This is a genomic window from Paenibacillus sp. PvP094 (assembly GCF_040546835.1).
GTDB classification, from domain to species: Bacteria; Bacillota; Bacilli; order Paenibacillales; family Paenibacillaceae; genus Paenibacillus; species Paenibacillus illinoisensis.
On record NZ_JBEPOM010000001.1, the window covers coordinates 2,339,798 to 2,356,241 of the forward strand.

At 50.0% G+C, this 16,444-nt stretch carries 16 protein-coding genes; 12 read left to right on the top strand and 4 right to left on the bottom strand.

The window, feature by feature from the left end; translation table 11 throughout:
* Positions 1 to 37: 37 nt before the first annotated feature.
* Positions 38 to 1,138 carry a Leu/Phe/Val dehydrogenase gene (locus tag ABIC22_RS10870; RefSeq protein ID WP_354480743.1) on the bottom strand — a complete coding sequence of 367 codons (1,101 nt, stop codon included), beginning with the start codon at positions 1,136 to 1,138 and terminating at the stop codon, positions 38 to 40.
* Between the two features lie 315 nt (positions 1,139 to 1,453).
* Between ABIC22_RS10870 and ABIC22_RS10875 the strand changes: the two genes are divergently transcribed.
* Together ABIC22_RS10875 and ABIC22_RS10880 are read left to right on the top strand one after the other, a co-directional pair.
* Positions 1,454 to 1,969 carry a DUF5698 domain-containing protein gene (locus tag ABIC22_RS10875; RefSeq protein ID WP_154894559.1) on the top strand — a complete coding sequence of 172 codons (516 nt, stop codon included), beginning with the start codon at positions 1,454 to 1,456 and terminating at the stop codon, positions 1,967 to 1,969.
* 295 nt (positions 1,970 to 2,264) lie between these two features.
* Positions 2,265 to 3,692, top strand: coding sequence for a pectate lyase family protein (locus tag ABIC22_RS10880; protein WP_354480746.1), 1,428 nt, complete (start codon positions 2,265 to 2,267; stop codon positions 3,690 to 3,692).
* Positions 3,693 to 3,829: 137 nt separating this feature from the next.
* Here the strand turns inward: ABIC22_RS10880 and ABIC22_RS10885 are convergent, their stop codons facing one another.
* From ABIC22_RS10885 to ABIC22_RS10895, 3 genes are all read right to left on the bottom strand, one after another.
* Positions 3,830 to 4,843, bottom strand: coding sequence for a substrate-binding domain-containing protein (locus tag ABIC22_RS10885; protein WP_154894562.1), 1,014 nt, complete (start codon positions 4,841 to 4,843; stop codon positions 3,830 to 3,832).
* Positions 4,844 to 5,045: 202 nt separating this feature from the next.
* Complete coding sequence (locus tag ABIC22_RS10890) at positions 5,046 to 6,230, bottom strand: glycoside hydrolase family 130 protein (protein WP_354480748.1); 1,185 nt, start codon at positions 6,228 to 6,230, stop codon at positions 5,046 to 5,048.
* 2 nt (positions 6,231 to 6,232) lie between these two features.
* Positions 6,233 to 7,414, bottom strand: a complete 1,182-nt coding sequence (locus ABIC22_RS10895) for an AGE family epimerase/isomerase (protein ID WP_127537439.1) — start codon at positions 7,412 to 7,414, stop codon at positions 6,233 to 6,235.
* A 221-nt stretch (positions 7,415 to 7,635) separates the two neighbouring features.
* On the opposite strand from ABIC22_RS10895, the gene ABIC22_RS10900 reads away from it, so the two are divergent.
* The 10 genes from ABIC22_RS10900 (at position 7,636) to ABIC22_RS10945 (ending at position 16,396) form a co-directional block, all read left to right on the top strand.
* Positions 7,636 to 8,949 carry an ABC transporter substrate-binding protein gene (locus ABIC22_RS10900; protein WP_354480750.1) on the top strand — a complete coding sequence of 438 codons (1,314 nt, stop codon included), beginning with the start codon at positions 7,636 to 7,638 and terminating at the stop codon, positions 8,947 to 8,949.
* Positions 8,950 to 9,183: 234 nt separating this feature from the next.
* Positions 9,184 to 10,071: a carbohydrate ABC transporter permease gene (locus ABIC22_RS10905; protein ID WP_079348008.1), complete on the top strand. Its 888-nt coding sequence runs from the start codon at positions 9,184 to 9,186 to the stop codon at positions 10,069 to 10,071.
* Complete coding sequence (locus tag ABIC22_RS10910) at positions 10,068 to 10,907, top strand: carbohydrate ABC transporter permease (protein WP_483312539.1); 840 nt, start codon at positions 10,068 to 10,070, stop codon at positions 10,905 to 10,907. The genes ABIC22_RS10905 and ABIC22_RS10910 overlap by 4 nt, the downstream gene beginning before the upstream one ends.
* 109 nt (positions 10,908 to 11,016) lie before the next feature.
* Positions 11,017 to 12,054, top strand: a complete 1,038-nt coding sequence (locus ABIC22_RS10915; protein ID WP_354480754.1) for a glycoside hydrolase family 130 protein — start codon at positions 11,017 to 11,019, stop codon at positions 12,052 to 12,054.
* A gap of 45 nt (positions 12,055 to 12,099) precedes the next feature.
* Positions 12,100 to 13,041, top strand: coding sequence for a glycoside hydrolase family 113 (locus ABIC22_RS10920; RefSeq protein ID WP_354485927.1), 942 nt, complete (start codon positions 12,100 to 12,102; stop codon positions 13,039 to 13,041).
* Between the two features lie 237 nt (positions 13,042 to 13,278).
* Positions 13,279 to 14,244: a phosphotransferase family protein gene (locus ABIC22_RS10925; RefSeq protein WP_354480756.1), complete on the top strand. Its 966-nt coding sequence runs from the start codon at positions 13,279 to 13,281 to the stop codon at positions 14,242 to 14,244.
* 17 nt (positions 14,245 to 14,261) lie between these two features.
* Complete coding sequence (locus ABIC22_RS10930; RefSeq protein ID WP_354480758.1) at positions 14,262 to 15,260, top strand: glycosyltransferase; 999 nt, start codon at positions 14,262 to 14,264, stop codon at positions 15,258 to 15,260.
* A 41-nt stretch (positions 15,261 to 15,301) separates the two neighbouring features.
* Positions 15,302 to 15,586, top strand: coding sequence for a hypothetical protein (locus ABIC22_RS10935; RefSeq protein ID WP_127537433.1), 285 nt, complete (start codon positions 15,302 to 15,304; stop codon positions 15,584 to 15,586).
* A gap of 56 nt (positions 15,587 to 15,642) precedes the next feature.
* Positions 15,643 to 16,110, top strand: a complete 468-nt coding sequence (locus ABIC22_RS10940; RefSeq protein ID WP_354480761.1) for a hypothetical protein — start codon at positions 15,643 to 15,645, stop codon at positions 16,108 to 16,110.
* Between the two features lie 124 nt (positions 16,111 to 16,234).
* Entirely contained in the window at positions 16,235 to 16,396 is a 162-nt protein-coding gene (locus ABIC22_RS10945; RefSeq protein WP_170948208.1) for a hypothetical protein, read from the top strand.
* Positions 16,397 to 16,444 lie beyond the last annotated feature (48 nt).

A 16,444-nucleotide genomic window follows, 5' to 3' on the forward strand; every position in this document is an offset into this window, starting at 1 on the left:
TTTGAAGATCATTCGGTAAAGAAAGAAGAAGGAGAATTCATGGCTGAGCAAGTCGGGCCTCAGCCATCCGGTCTGCTGCATCAGCAGTGGAGATGCTTGATGCTGCAGCTAGTTGGTAGACCTGGGTGAGTGTATCCGCGATTTCCGCCACCCGCTGGCGGATCTGGTCCGGCCCTTCACCCTCCAGCTCGTAGGCGGTGCTGATGATGCCGCCTGCGTTAAGCACATAGTCAGGCGCGTACAGAATGCCCCGCGCCTGCAGGCGGCGAACAACCGGCTCCCGCTCGCTGAGCTGGTTGTTCGCCGCCCCGGCAACAATGGAGCAGCGCAGCTCCTCCACCGTTGCCGGGGTCAACACGCCCCCCAGTGCACAGGGGGCGAACACCTTGCAGTCAGCGGCGTGAATATGGGCCGGATCGGCCGGGGTAGCGCCGCTGAACTGCACAAGGGCACGTTGTACACGTTCCGGTACAACGTCTGCCACAATGAGCCGTGCCCCGGCTGCATGCAGGTGGCGGCACAGGGCATGCCCAACCTTGCCCAGTCCCTGGACGGCAACGGGAATGCCCTGAAGAGAAGTGACCCCCTGATGCTGCAGCGAGGTCACAATGCCTGTATACACCCCGTAGGCAGTCATCTCGGCGGTGAAGTCATTTTGTGCCCCCAGTGACCCGGTCGTATCCGTCACATAGGTGGTCTCCAATCGGATCTGGTCCATGTCCGCTGCCGTAGTCCCCAGATCAAGGCCTGTAACATAGCGTCCATTCAGCCGTTCCAGGAAGCGTCCCAGCGAGCGGAAGATATGCGCACGTTGTGAGACACTCAGGTTCAAGCTGTTATTGCCTGATGGCTCCACTCCCGATACTCGCTCTGCCGCCGGCAACTCCCAGACCACGGCTTTTCCGCCGCCATACGGCAGATTGGAAACGGCATTCTTGTAGGTCATGCCTTTGGCCAGCTTGATTGCATCGCGTATGGCCTCTTCCTCCGAAGCATACGCCCAGTAGCGGCATCCTCCCAGCGCCGGCCCGAGCACGGTGCTGTGGATGGCAATGACAGCCTTTAGCCCACTTTGCGGATCATGACAAAATAGGAGTTCTTCCAGGCCTTCACGCTCCATCTCCTGCCATAGCTGCATGGCCCTTCCCCCTTATGTCACCTTGTACCCATCTTGTCGTCTTAGCATTTGCTCTCCATTTATTGACCCTTCATTCTATTCACAAAAATCTGGTTTCGCCCCTGGGTCTTCGGCCGGGTTGATAATCGGGACAAACGGTTCTATAATGGCAATTCCAGTGTGTCATTCGACAGGAAAGAACCGAGATTTGCATTTAACGGTTTAAAATGATCGCATAACGTCCAATGATGGAGATATGGAGAAACGTACAGGAAACAGACCGAAGCTTGTATAGAGGGTCCAACCGGTGTGCGTGCCAGGAAAGAGGGATTGCCATTGCTTAAAATATTGTTGTTTATCTTCTTGATCCAAATCGTCTATGTGTCGGCCTATACACTGCGGATGATTCTGACGCTCAAAGGACAGAAATATATCGCTGCGCTCATCAGCATGGGCGAGATCGTCATTTATGTGCTGGGGCTGAATCTGGTCCTCAAGTATTTGACTCAACCATCCGCACTGATCGTTTATGCCGTGGGCTACGGCCTGGGTGTATTGCTGGGTGCCTGGATCGAAGAAAAAATCGCGCTCGGTTACGTTACGGTTAAAGTGATCTGTAATCAGATGGGCGGGAACGTAGCCAATGCTCTGAGGGATAAAGGTTATGGTGTCACCGCATGGGTGGGCAGTGGACGTGACGGAGATCGTTTGGTCATGGAAATTCTGGCGAAACGGAAAAATCAGAAACTGCTCTACCAGACCATTCTGGAACTGGATCCGAAGGCATTTGTTATTACCGTAGAACCGAAGCAGTTCCATGGCGGATTTTGGACACGCTCGATCAAAAAATAGGATAAGACAGGCATGCCGTGCTGCAGGCCTGTTTTTTTTTGTGAGCAGTTTTGGTTTCTTTGCTTTTTCCTTACCCCTGAAAAATATTCCTTAGAAGTTAATTGCGTACGATTGGTGGTTGCCTAGAGTACACTCCATGCAGCATCCATGCAGCTCCGACAACGGTTATCACGAACCTAAAATAGGGATTATTGTTGTAATCGCTTCCAGGATGTACATTGTGGACATGTTCTTCATGAGATGTGCTGGCAGCAGTGGAGGAACATATCATTATAATTCAGGGAGGAATGGTTTGATGAAAAGCAAGATTCGAACATGGTGCAGTGCCGCACTGGCTCTTACATTGGGGCTGACCCTACTGTCTGGCCCAGCAAGTGTACAGGCAGCAGGAAACGCAGATTACAATCTTACAGGTTTCTCCCAAGGGAACACGGGCGGGGGTTTCATCAGCGAGTCGGATACGTCCAAGTATAAAAAGGTCTATAATGCAGCGGATCTGGCTGCGGCGCTAAAAAAGAACTCCGGTGTCAAAGTCGTCGAGATCATGAACGACCTGAATCTGGGGTGGAACGAAATTCCGAGCGCCGCCCAGACTTCCCCTTTTGCGAAGCATAATGATGCACTAACTCACCCGGTACTGAAACAGACGGGCGTCAGCAAGCTGACGATCGACAGCTTCAATGGCCTAACCATTTTCTCCGCTAACGGGGCGAAGATCAAACATGCAGCCATCAGCGTCAAACGCAGCTCCAATGTTATCATTCGTAACCTTGAATTTGACGAGTTATGGGAATGGGATGAAGCAACCAAGGGCGATTATGACAAAAACGACTGGGATTATATCACCCTTGAAGAGAACAGTAACGTGTGGATTGACCACTGCACATTCAATAAAGCCTACGACGGGCTTGTTGATTCGAAAAAGGGAACCAGTGGTGTGACCATTTCCTGGTCTCTCTTCAAAGGGGATGACGGCAGCGCGAACAGCTGGGTTACCCAGCAGATCAACGAATTGGAGGCGAACAAGGCTTCCTATCCAATGTACAACTACCTGCGGAGCAGTGCGGTTGGACTCAGCAAAGCCGATATCATTGCCATTTCGTCCCCTCAGAAAAAAGGGCATTTGGTCGGCTCAACGAGCTTCGAATCAGCGAATGCCAACCTGTCCATAACCCTGCACCATAACCTGTACAAGGACATTCAGGATCGCATGCCACGCCTGCGTGGAGGGAACGCACATGCCTACAATATCGTGATGGATGCGACAGGGGCGCGTGCAGCCAAATCCAAAATCACTTCGGCGATGGCTGCTGCGATCTCGTCCAAAGGCTATCATTTTGATATCATCAGCAACGGGGCCATCTCCACAGAGAGTGGGGCGGTGCTGGTGGAGAAATCGGTGATCCAGGACGTACAGTTCCCGGTCCGCAATAACCAGACGGATCCGGCCGATGCCACGTATACAGGCAAGATTCGGGTGACGGATACGATGTATTCGCTGGATGGAAGCTCATTCCGCGGCAGCAGTGATACTTCAGGCAGTCCGCTCAGCCCGGTACCGGCTGCAGTGAAGAGCTTCTCATGGAACGGATTTTCGTCCCTTCCTTACAGCTACACTACGGATGATCCGGCGACGCTGAATGCCCGACTAACGGGATCAAGTGGAGCGGGTGCAGGCAAATTAATCTGGTCTAAAGACAACTGGCTGAAGACGAGCTACTAGATAACCCAATGCAGCAGGTAATGAGATGTGTGACTGAGCGGAGGGGGGATGTCAACCGCTCCACCGCTTATAAACAAAGAGTGCTCCTGCAGCCACCATGGCCGGGAGCACTCTTTTTAAGCAACAGAAGTCCTTAGTTAAACCAATCCATCATCCTGAGAGGCAGGTGCAGCACTCACGGAATCACGATAAATGATGTTGCCCTTCACGTGTACGCGGCCGAAGCTGCGACTTGGGTTATCAATCTTTTTGAGCATGGATTGAACTGCCGTGCGTGCCATCTGTTCCACGTCAACCTCAACCGTAGTTAATTGGGGATCGGAGAGGGTCGCATAGATATCATTATCGAACCCAACCACGGAGCATTGTGCGGGCACCTGTATCCCCAAGGAGGTCAGTTTCTGAACGAGTAAATGAGCGACCTGATCGCAGTTGCATACAAAAGCCGTTGGCAGCTGCTCTGGCAGATCGATCTCAATGAACGTACCCCGCTCATCACGGTCGTTAAGCACAAGCTCCTGATTCATCGGCAACCGATGCTCAAGCAAGGATTTATAATATCCAAGGAATCGATCCTGAATGCTGCTTGTAGAGTACAGATTCCCGACATATGCAATCCGGCGGTGTCCCTGCTGGATCAGAACGTTGGTCAGCTCGTACGCAGCGTAAAAGTTATCGGTAACGACCGAATCGATATCCGAGTGCTCATCGTAGAAATCGAGAAACATTTTGGGAACGTCCATCGATTGCACCAGTTCAATATACTCTTTGCTGATCTGCCCAAGCACAATGAAACCATCCACTTTGCTATCGCTGTATAGCTTGGGCAGTGTTAAATCTTCTTCGTCCTGACCATTCAGAATGTGCAGAATACCATAGTATCCTTGGTCCTCCAAATGCTTGGTGATGCGCTGGAATACACGTACGTAGAACGATTGGGTAGGACCGGTAAAACGCTCCGGGATAATAACGCCTATATTATGAGTCAAGCCTTCCTTCATCGAGCGGGCTGCAGCATTATACCGGTAGCCCATCTGGACGGCAAGCACTTTGATTTTTTCCTTCAATTCGCCACTGACGCCATCTTTGTCATTTAATGCTTTCGAGACCGTCACACTGCTAACTCCGAGCTTGTCGGCGATATCCCGCATGGTGATATTGTTCTTCAGCTTTGGTCGCCTCCTTCAAGCCGGTTTAAGTACAATGTGCAGCCATTATGATTAGCGCTTACTTAACCATAATAACCATCCATATTAGTATACATCGTTACCCACATGGAATAAAGGCATTCTGGCTAGGCTAGCGCTAATTTTTCAGCATGCTGCACTTTGCGGTCGAAGGCTGCTCTTCACATTAAACCAGTTGTTTTTGCAGGAGCTCTTCATTCCGCTGGATCAGGTCACCACGCTGGCTGGCACAATCCAGGGAACGATACGGATCGGCCGGTGTATTAAAGGTGTAATCGACCAGTTGATCAAGCGTTGTAGTGGCCACATGACAGCGGGTATCGCTGGATGCGTAATAGATGAAGACCTTGCCTTGTTCATTGACCACTGCACCGTTGCAGAAAATAACATTGGATACATCGCCTACGCGCTCGTCGTCATAAGGTGCAATGAAATGCCCGCTCGGCTTGGCGATGATTCGTGCCGGATCATTCAGATCCGTGGCGAATGTGTACAGTACATAACGCAGACCTGCCGCCGTGTTGCGTACCCCGTGCGCAATGTGAATCCAACCGCGATCTGTCTTAAGCGGGGCAGGTCCCTGGCCGTTTTTCACTTCGTATACCGTATGATATTTGCGCTCATCGATAATGGTTTCTTTGGCAATGACCGGATTCAGAATATCATCGCATAGACCGAAGGCGATCCCGCCGCCGCTGCCGGTGGAGATGAATCCGTCCTGTGGGCGAGTGTAAAATGCATATTTGCCATCTACAAACTCCGGGTGCAGAACTACATTCCGCTGTTGTGGTGAGCTTGTCGTAATGTTGGGCAGGCGCTCCCAGCTAACCAGATCGCGTGTGCGAACAAGACCTGCCTGCGCCACCGCGCTGGACGTATCAAATGCCGGAGCTTCGGGATCTTTGCGCTCAGAGCAATAAATGCCGTAAATCCAGCCATCTTCATGCTGCACCAATCGCATATCATATTGGTTGGTCTCTTCTGCATCGATGTCTTCCCACACTAATGGCTTGCCCGTGAAACGGAACCCGTCGATGCCGTTGTCGCTCTCAGCCAAAGCAAAGATCGATTTGCGGTCCAATCCCTCGGTTCGGATGACCATCACGTATTTGCCATTGAAGTAGATGGCTCCCGGATTAAGTGTAGCGTTAATGCCCAGGCGCTCCATGAAAAAAGGGTTAGTCGTTTCGTCCAGATCGAACCTCCAGTGGAGCGGGACATGGTGGCGAGTAATCACCGGATAACGATATCGATCATATACACCGTTGTAGAATGTAGGATCGATCTCATTTTGGCGTGTAAGCAGCTGCTCCTGTTGCTCCAATAACTCCTTGTATTTGGGGTGTATCATCGTTATCCCATCCTCTCGATTAGTTCAATACAAAACCTGCTATTGTGATACGGGCATTTCCATGGTCCTGCAATTTCACTCTGATCCGGAACGCCGTCCCCATCCACCGACCAGTACCACTCCCCGCCAGCACGGTGATCAATAATATGTTCCTTCGTATATGTCCACAAGCGGTTCACTCTCTCCAGAAACATAGGGTCGCCTGTACGCTGATAGGCGTTATAGAAGCCGACCATCGCCTCTGCCTGCACCCACCATATCCGTTTCTCATCCACATGAGTTCCCTCTTGTTCGTTCATAAGAGAGCCGTCGGTCTGTACGGCCACATTGGAGATGTTATAGGCAATATCCGTCACCATCGCGGAGTACTCCGGGTGTTGATCCAGCCCCAGCACTCTCAATGTGTCGTCAATTAACCAGCTGGCTTCAATGTCATGCCCGAAGGATTTCAGATCGATAATGGATTCCCATGCCTTGTTGAAAAATACCCCGAGAAACTTCGTGTCCTTGTTATACACGCGTTCATATAAGATGCCGAGCAGGCGTTCCAGTGCCGCTCTCACCTGCTGATCCGGCCACACTCGGTAGAGGGTGGTGTAGGCCTCCAGCACATGGATATGCGTATTCATCGTGTAATCGGCAATCACGCCGTTCTCGCTCAGCATTTCATTCGGCTGTTCATTCCAGAAGCGGTCGAATTGTTCCTTATACGCAGGTAATTCGGCATTCAGGCCTTGATCCTCAATCAGGACAAAAAGCGTTTTCGCTAATTCCAATGCAGAGGTATCCCCTGTTGCGCGGTAGTACTCGCTGAGTGAATACACACCGAAGGATTGCGTATAGACATGTTTGCTTGTATCCAGTGGTTCTCCTTTGGCATCAACCATCCAATACATACCGCCGTATTCCGTATCAATGATATGGCCCGCAAGAAAACGGTAGGCGTGTTCTGCGTGATCGCGCCAGACTTCATTTCCGGTCACCCGGTAAGCTGCTGCAAAAGACCACAGCTGTCGTGCTGTAGCGATGCCGCCTTTGGGAGCGAGAGGGTCAACCTGAAGATCATTGCCGACCCACCCGTAGAATCCGCCGTGGTTATGGTCTTTGAGGGCAGACCAGAAGGGCAAAATATGTCCTTCCCAGTGTTCTTTTATTTCAGTCCGGATGTCACTGCTGTTCGTCATAAGTAAGCGCCCCTTCGAAATACAGGATCAAGTTTAGTTAAGTTATCGGTAACTTTATTTAATAATATTAGATTCGGATATAGACGTTGTCAACGAATCGTTTGAGAAAAACTTTTGTTAAGTAATAAATAATTTAATTGACAGGTAAGCGTTACCATAATAAAATCCATTTTGTAACCTTAACGATAACTTAAATTAACTTAGCAAAGGGGTCGAATCGATTGAAGAAAAACAAAGGCTGGATGCTTCTGCTTACCATGCTGCTCATTACTTCTCTACTCGCAGCTTGCTCTTCTGGAGGCGAATCTTCACAGGCAGGGGAGGATATCAGCACAGATCCTGCGGATATCAAGGGTGAAATTACCGTTTTGACACAGCGTACGGATATTGTTGATACCGTATTCAAGGATTATGCAGCAGCATTTAACAAGGAGTATCCGGATGTCAAAGTTAACTTCCAGGCACTGGCCGATTACGAGGGCCAAGTGAAAATCCGGATGAGCACCAAAGACTACGGTGACGTGTTGATGATTCCGACCAGCGTACCTATCGCAGATATCCCGGACTTTTTTGAACCGCTTGGCACGTATGACGAGTTGAAAGACAAGTACACAGGGATTGAAGAACGTATGGTCGATGGCCAGGTATATGGTATCCCTACAGTTATCACGTTCTCTGGAATTATCTATAACAAGCAGGTATTCAAGGATGCCGGCATTACGGAAGTGCCCAAGACGCCTGAGCAGTTCCAGGCAGCCCTCCAACTTGTGAAAGACAACACGGATGCAATTCCTCTGTACACCAACTATGCGTCCGGTTGGGCTTTGACGCAGTGGGAATCCGATCTGGCGACGGTTGCAGGCAGTGTGGACTACGTTAACATTGATCAGCCGAACACGGATGAGAACTTTATGGCTGGTAAGCCGCATTATGAATTGTACAAAGTGCTCTATGATGCAGCCAAGAATGGCCTGATCGAGAAGGATCCAACCACAACCGATTGGGAAAGCTCCAAGGCTGACCTTGCAAATGGCAAAATTGCAACGATGGCGCTGGGATCATGGGCGATTACGCAAATCCAGGGCTTGACGGATACACCGGATAATATTGGATTCTTGCCATTCCCTACAAATGCAAGTGATGTAGTCGTTCCGCTCGCTGCAGACTATAACATCGGCATGAACGTGAATAGCGAGAACAAGCCTGCTGCGAAAGCGTGGATTGACTGGTTCCTCGCGAAATCAAACTATGCGGTTGAGCAAGGCGGAGGCATGAGTGCAGACAAAAGTGCGGAGCTGCCACCCATTTTGGATCAATACAAGGACGTTACATTCTCCACATTAACCCCTGCCAAAGAAGGACAGGAAGGCCTGGTTGATAAAATCGACAATGAAGGCGAGATCGGCCTCTGGCAGCCAGACTTCAAGAAACGCATTATCGAAGCAGCCATCGGTAACCGCAGCGAATCGTATGATGACATCATGAAGGACCTGAATGACAAATGGGTGAAAGCGCGAGCAGAACTCACGAAGTAAGCAGTTTGCAGCAGATGCAACGTTGTCACTGCAATACGTACGTCTGACCAACCGTTGACATACAGCGAGGCATTGCACACGGACTGAAGGAAGAAGGGATTCCCTTTTTCATCAAGGCATTTTGCATCTGATTAACGGATGTGAAATGCCGTCTTCAGTAATGTATTTATCAGCGTAATTGGGCGGGAGTCTTTCGATATAAAAGCGGCAGAACCGCTTGGAGGTGTGGAGAGCATGAAATACTTAAAGATTTCGAATTGGGGTTATTCAGCACAGCGCATATTTATCATCTGTGCCTTCTCAATTATTCCGTTGGCACTGCTGTTCACGTTTGCCTATTTACCTGTCATTAATATGTTCAAATACAGCTTCACCGACTGGAACGGATACAGCAAAAGATTCGACTATGTTGGGTTTGAGAACTACACTCGGATATTCAGTGACCCTGAATATTTTAAAGTGTTTATTGTCAGTCTCTACTATTTTGTTGCCACGTTCATACAAATGGGCCTGGCCCTTTACTTTGCAACAATCCTGAGTTTCAAAATTCGAGGCAAAAACTTTTTCAAAGGGATATTATTCTTTCCCTATCTGCTGAATGGCGTAGCTATCGGATTTATCTTCCTCTTTTTCTTCAAACCGGACGGAACCCTCGATACGCTCATGCAGGCGGTTGGACTTGGGCAGTATACCCAGCTCTGGCTGGGGAATCCGAACATTATTAACGTTTCACTTGCAGGCGCATCCGTATGGAGATACATGGGCTTCAACTTCATCATCTTCCTCGGTGCGATCTCTTCCATACAAAAGGATGTCTATGAAGCTTCGGATATTGACGGGGCCAATCGCTGGCAGCAGTTCCGCCATATTATCCTGCCGAGCATTACGCGTATCCTGCAGCTCAACCTGATCTTGGCGATTAGCGGCGCAATCAGTGCGTTCGATATTCCATACATTATGACCGACGGCTCCAACGGAAGTGAGACCTTTGTCATCCAGACGGTCCACTTGGCATTCAAGTACGGCAAACTGGGCTTGGCATCGGCAATGGCCGTTGTGCTGCTGTTCATCGTCATTCTCGTTACGCTCGTTCAGCGTGTCACCATGAAAGGGGAGGAATGAACGTGCATCAACTCAAATATACCCTTGCGAGTCTACTCAAATATGCCTCACTTATTCTTGCCGCGTTCATTGCGCTTGTACCCATCGTTGTGGTGCTGTTTGCATCGCTTAAGACCAACGCCGAATATGCAACGAGCAGTCCGCTTGCCCCGCCAGCCAACTGGCTGAACTTTGCGAACTATACCAAGGCTTTTGTGGACGGCAACATGCTGGTCGGTTTCAAAAATACGATTATTATCCTGATCATTTCCATCGTGGGTGCGACTTTAACGGGCTCCATGATCGCTTACGTGCTGGATCGTTTCAAGTTTAAAGGTAAAAAAATCATGGTTGCCGCGTTCCTGCTCGCTACCCTGATACCCAGTGTTACGACACAGGTCGCCACGTTCCAGATTATTAACGCCCTGGATCTGTTCAACACCCGCTGGGCAGCCATTGTGATGTACCTGGGGACAGATATCATTGCGGTGTATATTTTCCTCCAGTTCCTGGGTTCCATCTCCAATGCACTGGATGAATCCGCCATGCTTGATGGGGCCTCCTACTTCACGATCTACTGGAAAATCATCTTGCCCCTGCTGAAACCGGCGATTGTTACGGTCATTATCGTAAAAGGGGTCAACATCTACAACGATTTCTACACGCCGTTTCTGTATATGCCCAAGACAGACCTGCAGGTGATATCCACGGCCCTGTTCAAATTCAAGGGGCCATTTGGTTCCCAGTGGGAGGTCATCAGCGCAGGCATCATGATCGCCATCATTCCAACAATGATCATCTTCCTGCTATTACAGAAGTACATCTACAACGGCTTCGCACAAGGCTCTGTGAAATAAGTTGCGAAGGTTGTACGAAATGGTATGGACATGCATAGGAACGGAGAGGGCAGAAAAAACCTGGATAAACGTAGTGTTCGCCTTTATCACCGAAGGGAGAAATGAAACGATGACAGTAGTTAATACGAAAAACGTACACATTGTTGGAGATGCCTTGTCCCATATGCCTTGGGAGGATAAACCGGAGGGGACAGAAGGGCCGGTCTGGAGACATTCAGCCAATCCGGTCGTGCCGCGTAACCCGGTCAAGGGGGTTGCCCGCATTTTCAACAGTGCCGTTGTTCCTTATGAAGGAAAGTTCATTGGTGTGTTCCGCGCCGAAACGATTAATGGCCGTCCGCACCTGCATATGGGTTCGAGTGAAGACGGTCTTACATGGACCATTGAAGAGGAGCGTATTTCTTTCGTAGATGAGAATGGCGATCCCTTCATGTCGAACTATGCGTACGATCCGCGTCTGGTTAAGGTGGAAGACACGTATTATATCATCTGGTGTACTGATTTCTACGGTGCAGCCCTAGGCTTGGCCAAAACGGATGATTTCAAAACGTTCGTGCGCCTCGAAAACCCGATGCTGCCGTTTAACCGAAATGGCGTGTTGTTTCCACGCAAAATCAATGACAACTACGTCATGCTGTCCAGACCAAGCGACAGCGGCCACACGCCGTTCGGCGACATTTTTCTGAGTGAAAGTCCGGATCTTGTGTACTGGGGCAAGCATCGCCATGTCATGAGCAAGGGCGGCCAGGGCTGGTGGCAATCGGTCAAGATTGGCGGCGGTCCTGCTCCGATTGAAACATCTGAAGGCTGGCTGATGTTCTACCACGGTGTCACCGGAACGTGCAACGGTTTTGTATACAGCATGGGTGCAGTCATTCTGGATCTGCATGAGCCATCGAAAGTGAAATATCGTTCCTCCAATTTCGTACTTACACCGGAAAAATGGTACGAGGAGCAAGGTTTTGTGGACAATGTCATCTTCCCATGCGCCACACTGCATGATGCGGAGACAGGACGAATCGCCATTTATTATGGAGCTGCTGATACGTATGTTGGCGTGGCGTATACCACCGTGGAAGAGATCGTACATTACGTCATCGAGACTGACGAAGTCATCGCCGGAGACCGTGAGGAAGGCAAGCTGTAATTGAACATTTTTATAGATTGAAAGGGGTTCTACAAGGCTATGCAAATGGAGTACATTAAGGGGTTTACATTTGGCTGGATGAGCGGCAGAGGGGAATTCCGTAAACCGGAAGCCAAAGAGTCCCTGCGCCTGATGGCTGAACGAACGGGCAGTTCGCATGTCATTTTTGCACTGGCGGCACTTCAGGATCACCCGCAGGCGGTAGAAGTCAAGTATCGGGGAGAGCATATGGTGGAGGATGACGAATTACTGGATATGATTCGTTATGCTCGCACGCTTGGGCTGCGCGTGATTTTGAAACCAACGGTTAATTGCACCGATGGCACGTGGCGTGCACACATTAACTTTTTTGATATCGATGTGCCGTGTGAGCCGAAGTGGAAGGACTGGTTCCGCAGTTATACCGCTTATCAGAAGCACTATGCAGCCATTGCGGAGCAGGAGAAATGCGAGATGTTTATCGTTGGCTGCGAGATGGTACAGTCCGAGCGTCGAAGCGCGGAATGGCGCGAGGTGATTGCAGCTGTACGTGAAGTATACTCCGGACTTGTGTCGTACAATACGGACAAGTATCAGGAAGGTCATGTGACATGGTGGGATGCGGTGGATGTGATTTCATCGAGCGGATACTATCCCCTCGGAGACTGGGAAGCGCAGCTGGACCGGATCGAACAGGAGATTGCCCCTTACGGAAAACCGTTTTTCTTCGCGGAAGCAGGCTGTCCCAGCCGCAGCGGTTCGGCGCAGGTGCCGAACGATTGGGGCCTGGAAGGTGCGGTCAGTGCGGAGGAACAGGAGCGTTTCTACGAGGCCATGTTTAGGCATGCCAGCCAGCGGGAATGGGTGCGGGGATTCGGTCTATGGGACTGGAGTGCGAGCCTGTATCAGGAAAAGAATGCCCTGACCGATGATGGTTACGGCGTGTATGGTAAACCGGCAGAGCGTGTTATTCGTCGCTTCTATGAAAGGTTGTCGGTCGAAGTTTAGCCTCTCTAGCTATAGGGAAGTCACGAACTGCGGCATTGATGATGAAGCAGAGCGAGCAATGACGAAGAAAAAGGCGTACATGTAGATAATCTTGGATTATCCTCATGTGCGTCTTTTTTTGTTTTCCTTAGGGGCAAGAGTACTTCGTTTCACGCTTGCGGGCATGTGCGCAGCAACGTATGATGGATAGAACATATTAATGAGCAGGTACGGAAAGACGAATGGACGGTGTTGATCATGAACAAACATGCACATGGCTGGGTCACGGCTGAAGGGACCCTGAATGAACAGGCTATAACCAGCCGGGAGCAACTCTACAAGGGGATGAACGGCAGATATGTGGAGCGATTTACGGTCCACACCGGAGAGAGTTACATTTTCAAACCACTCACGAATCTGGGACAGCATGGGCGTGAACGGTGGATATCCATGCATGTGCTGTCCTTACTGCCTTCCATTTATCCGAGGCTAATAGACTCCTCTGACGAAGCCATCGTTCCGGAACAGAGCTGGCTGATCTACGAGGACCTGGGGCCGCTTGTGCATGATTTGCAGGAAGGTGCGATGCTGTCCGCAGCTGTACATATGGCGGAATGGCACACGCTCTGGGCACCCCAATGGGACGAGCTGCCGCGTGTGGGCCAGAAGCCGTCCATTGGCAACATGCTGCAGGAACTCCGGGATGCCCAGGAATCAACGGATGAATTGCTGTCCAAGCTGGGAATGACGCTCTCTGCACCTGCTTGGGACGAGATCAGGGCGCTTATTCAAACAGCTGACCAAGAACTTCCGCTTGTCCTGTGTCACGGGGATCTGCATCCCGGCAATATGGCCGATGTGAATGGCAGACTGGTCATTATCGATTGGGAACATGCTCATCTGAATACACCCCTCTGGGATGTATATCATCTGGCGGATCTGTCTCATCCGCTGTTTCCGAGACACGTTACACCACAGCTTCGGGAGCGGATCATTCAGACGTATCTGAACGAGCTGGAGCAGCGCGGGCAGCGGGTCGAAAGAATTCCTTTTCGAAGATGGTATGCCGCGTATGCCATTGTATTCTCGCTCTGGATGCTGCGCTTGATCGATTCGGATCTGCAGAAGGAAGACTGCGTATGGCCGGAGGAGCAGCTGCGCAATCAATGGAATGAGACGGCAACCACGTTGGAACAGTGCATGAACCAGCTATTTACCGAATAGACATGAGGGGGCAGAACATGCGTAAAGTAGGACTCGTTATGCGCAAAATTCAATTCACCGAGGCGCAGGGCCCACGCGTATTCGCTGATCGGCTGAAGCAGATCGGTCTGGAGCTTGGGGTAGATATTGTGTTTATATCGCCGGAGCGCCATGTGAGCGGGTATGACTGGCTGCCCGGTTATGAACACGAGAAGGGAGATCTGGTAAACTACGATATCGTGCTTGACCAGATATATAGCCAAAATATAGAGCATGTCATCTACACGGTATCCGGGTTTACGTTTTTGAAGATGTTTTTGCCCAAAAGTGTACTGTTTCCGCACAGCTTCCCTGACCCGGCACTGACGGGGTATGAGATGATGAAGCCATTCTATAGCATGGTGGATAAAGCCATTGTGCAGACAGAGTTTTTGAAAACAGAACTCGGACGCAACTTCGGCGTACATGACGTGAGCGTCATTCCGATCGGCTTCAATGAGGAACTGGCACACCGCCATTATGACCCAAGTCAGGTCGTGCACAACCGCGTGCTCTGGATCGGCCGGGATGAAGCGAATCGTCGCCCGGATCTGGTGCTGGAATATGCCCGGCAGAACCCGGACAAGGAAGTGTACATGGTATTTGGCGGACGGCGTTATGAGGAGAGCATGAAGAAGTACGACATACCGGACAATGTGAAACTTCAGTTTGCATTGACCCAGGATGAAGTCTTTACTCTGATGAACTCTGCCAAGGTGTATTGGAGCTGCTCTGCGTTTGATACGTTTGCGATGCCCCTGACGGAAGCGATGGCTATGGGCAAAATGATCGTGAAGCCGGAGCATGCATGCTACGGCCATATTCGTTCTACACATGCCTTTGCAGGCAATGAGGATAACTGGTTTGAACTGGTGAACATGGCTGCGGCAGCCCCGCGCAGTGTATCGGAGGACAACCGGGAGTATGCGTTTGGAGCCTTTTCGCGCACAATTATGAAAGAAGGGTACCGGAACTTTTTTGCAGACTGGTTGAAGTAAGGGACTGCGGTATTAATATCCGATCGTAAGGAGAGGATTTTGTGGATATCGTTATTCTGTGGACGGTTGGCATGTGGTTGGTGCAGCTGCTGATAGAATGGATGGTGTATCGGATGCAAGGGCGCAGAATGACGTGGATTCAGTCGATCCTGCCGTGTCTGACGCTGCTTGGCGGGGCCGTTGTCATCATGATCAGCATCGATATTGGTGGATGGAATGGTATCGGATATGCACTGCTTGGTGCAGCTCTGGGTACATCGGGCTTATTGACGTTGATCACGGTCGCCATTACCGCTCTTGTGCTGCAGCGTCGGAGAAGGAAATGATCAGGTCTAGGGGGAAAGAGCCACGGACTTGATGCAATAACTGAAAGGATAACATAATGAACAGTCTAATCATGAAACACTGGTCTGCTGAACAACGTGAGTTACCCGGAATGAATTGCATTGCTTTTGCAAATGGAGACATCATCATCTTAAATATCAGCAAATATTACAACCCTAACAATAATGAGCGCACAATCTCCTGTACTCCCCTGTGTGATACAACCATCGAGAGCATTGTTAAATATAACGATGATTATTGGACCGCAGTTGATGCTTGGACAAGTATGGACTATCAGGGTGGAAAAATCTATGGCGGGGATGGCCAAATGGGGAATGAAGGCTTCATTGCCTGCACAGACGCAAACGACAGTTTGATCTGGAGTATTTTTTTGGATGAAACCAATCCTATAAAAAAATTAAGTGTTAGAGGTAAAACGTTGATTGCCATTAATGAACATGAAGACATGAGTATTGAAATAAATTTGGATTCCCTAGTTGATATTAAGATGACATATCTTAGGTAATAACTGTAGCCGTCTGAGGTGACGTCTACAAAAGGGACGAGGATGATAGGCGCATGACATGGTTGCAGAGATGCAATCGTCTGTGATATATTGGCATTAATTATGACAAGGGAGGTGAAGACAGGTGAATCACGAGATGCTTAACAACCGTATTAGCCAGCTGCCGATTGCTATGGCTGGCATTGTTCACACTTTTCGCTACAACGGGAGAAGTCTGTCCAATTTTGAATATACGGAAGTTAACCATTGCGAGAAGATGCCTGCCTTGACCTCATTCGGACGATAAGCGATTAAGCTTGAATTCTGAAGGGCCGCGGAGCTAACCTCTGCGGCT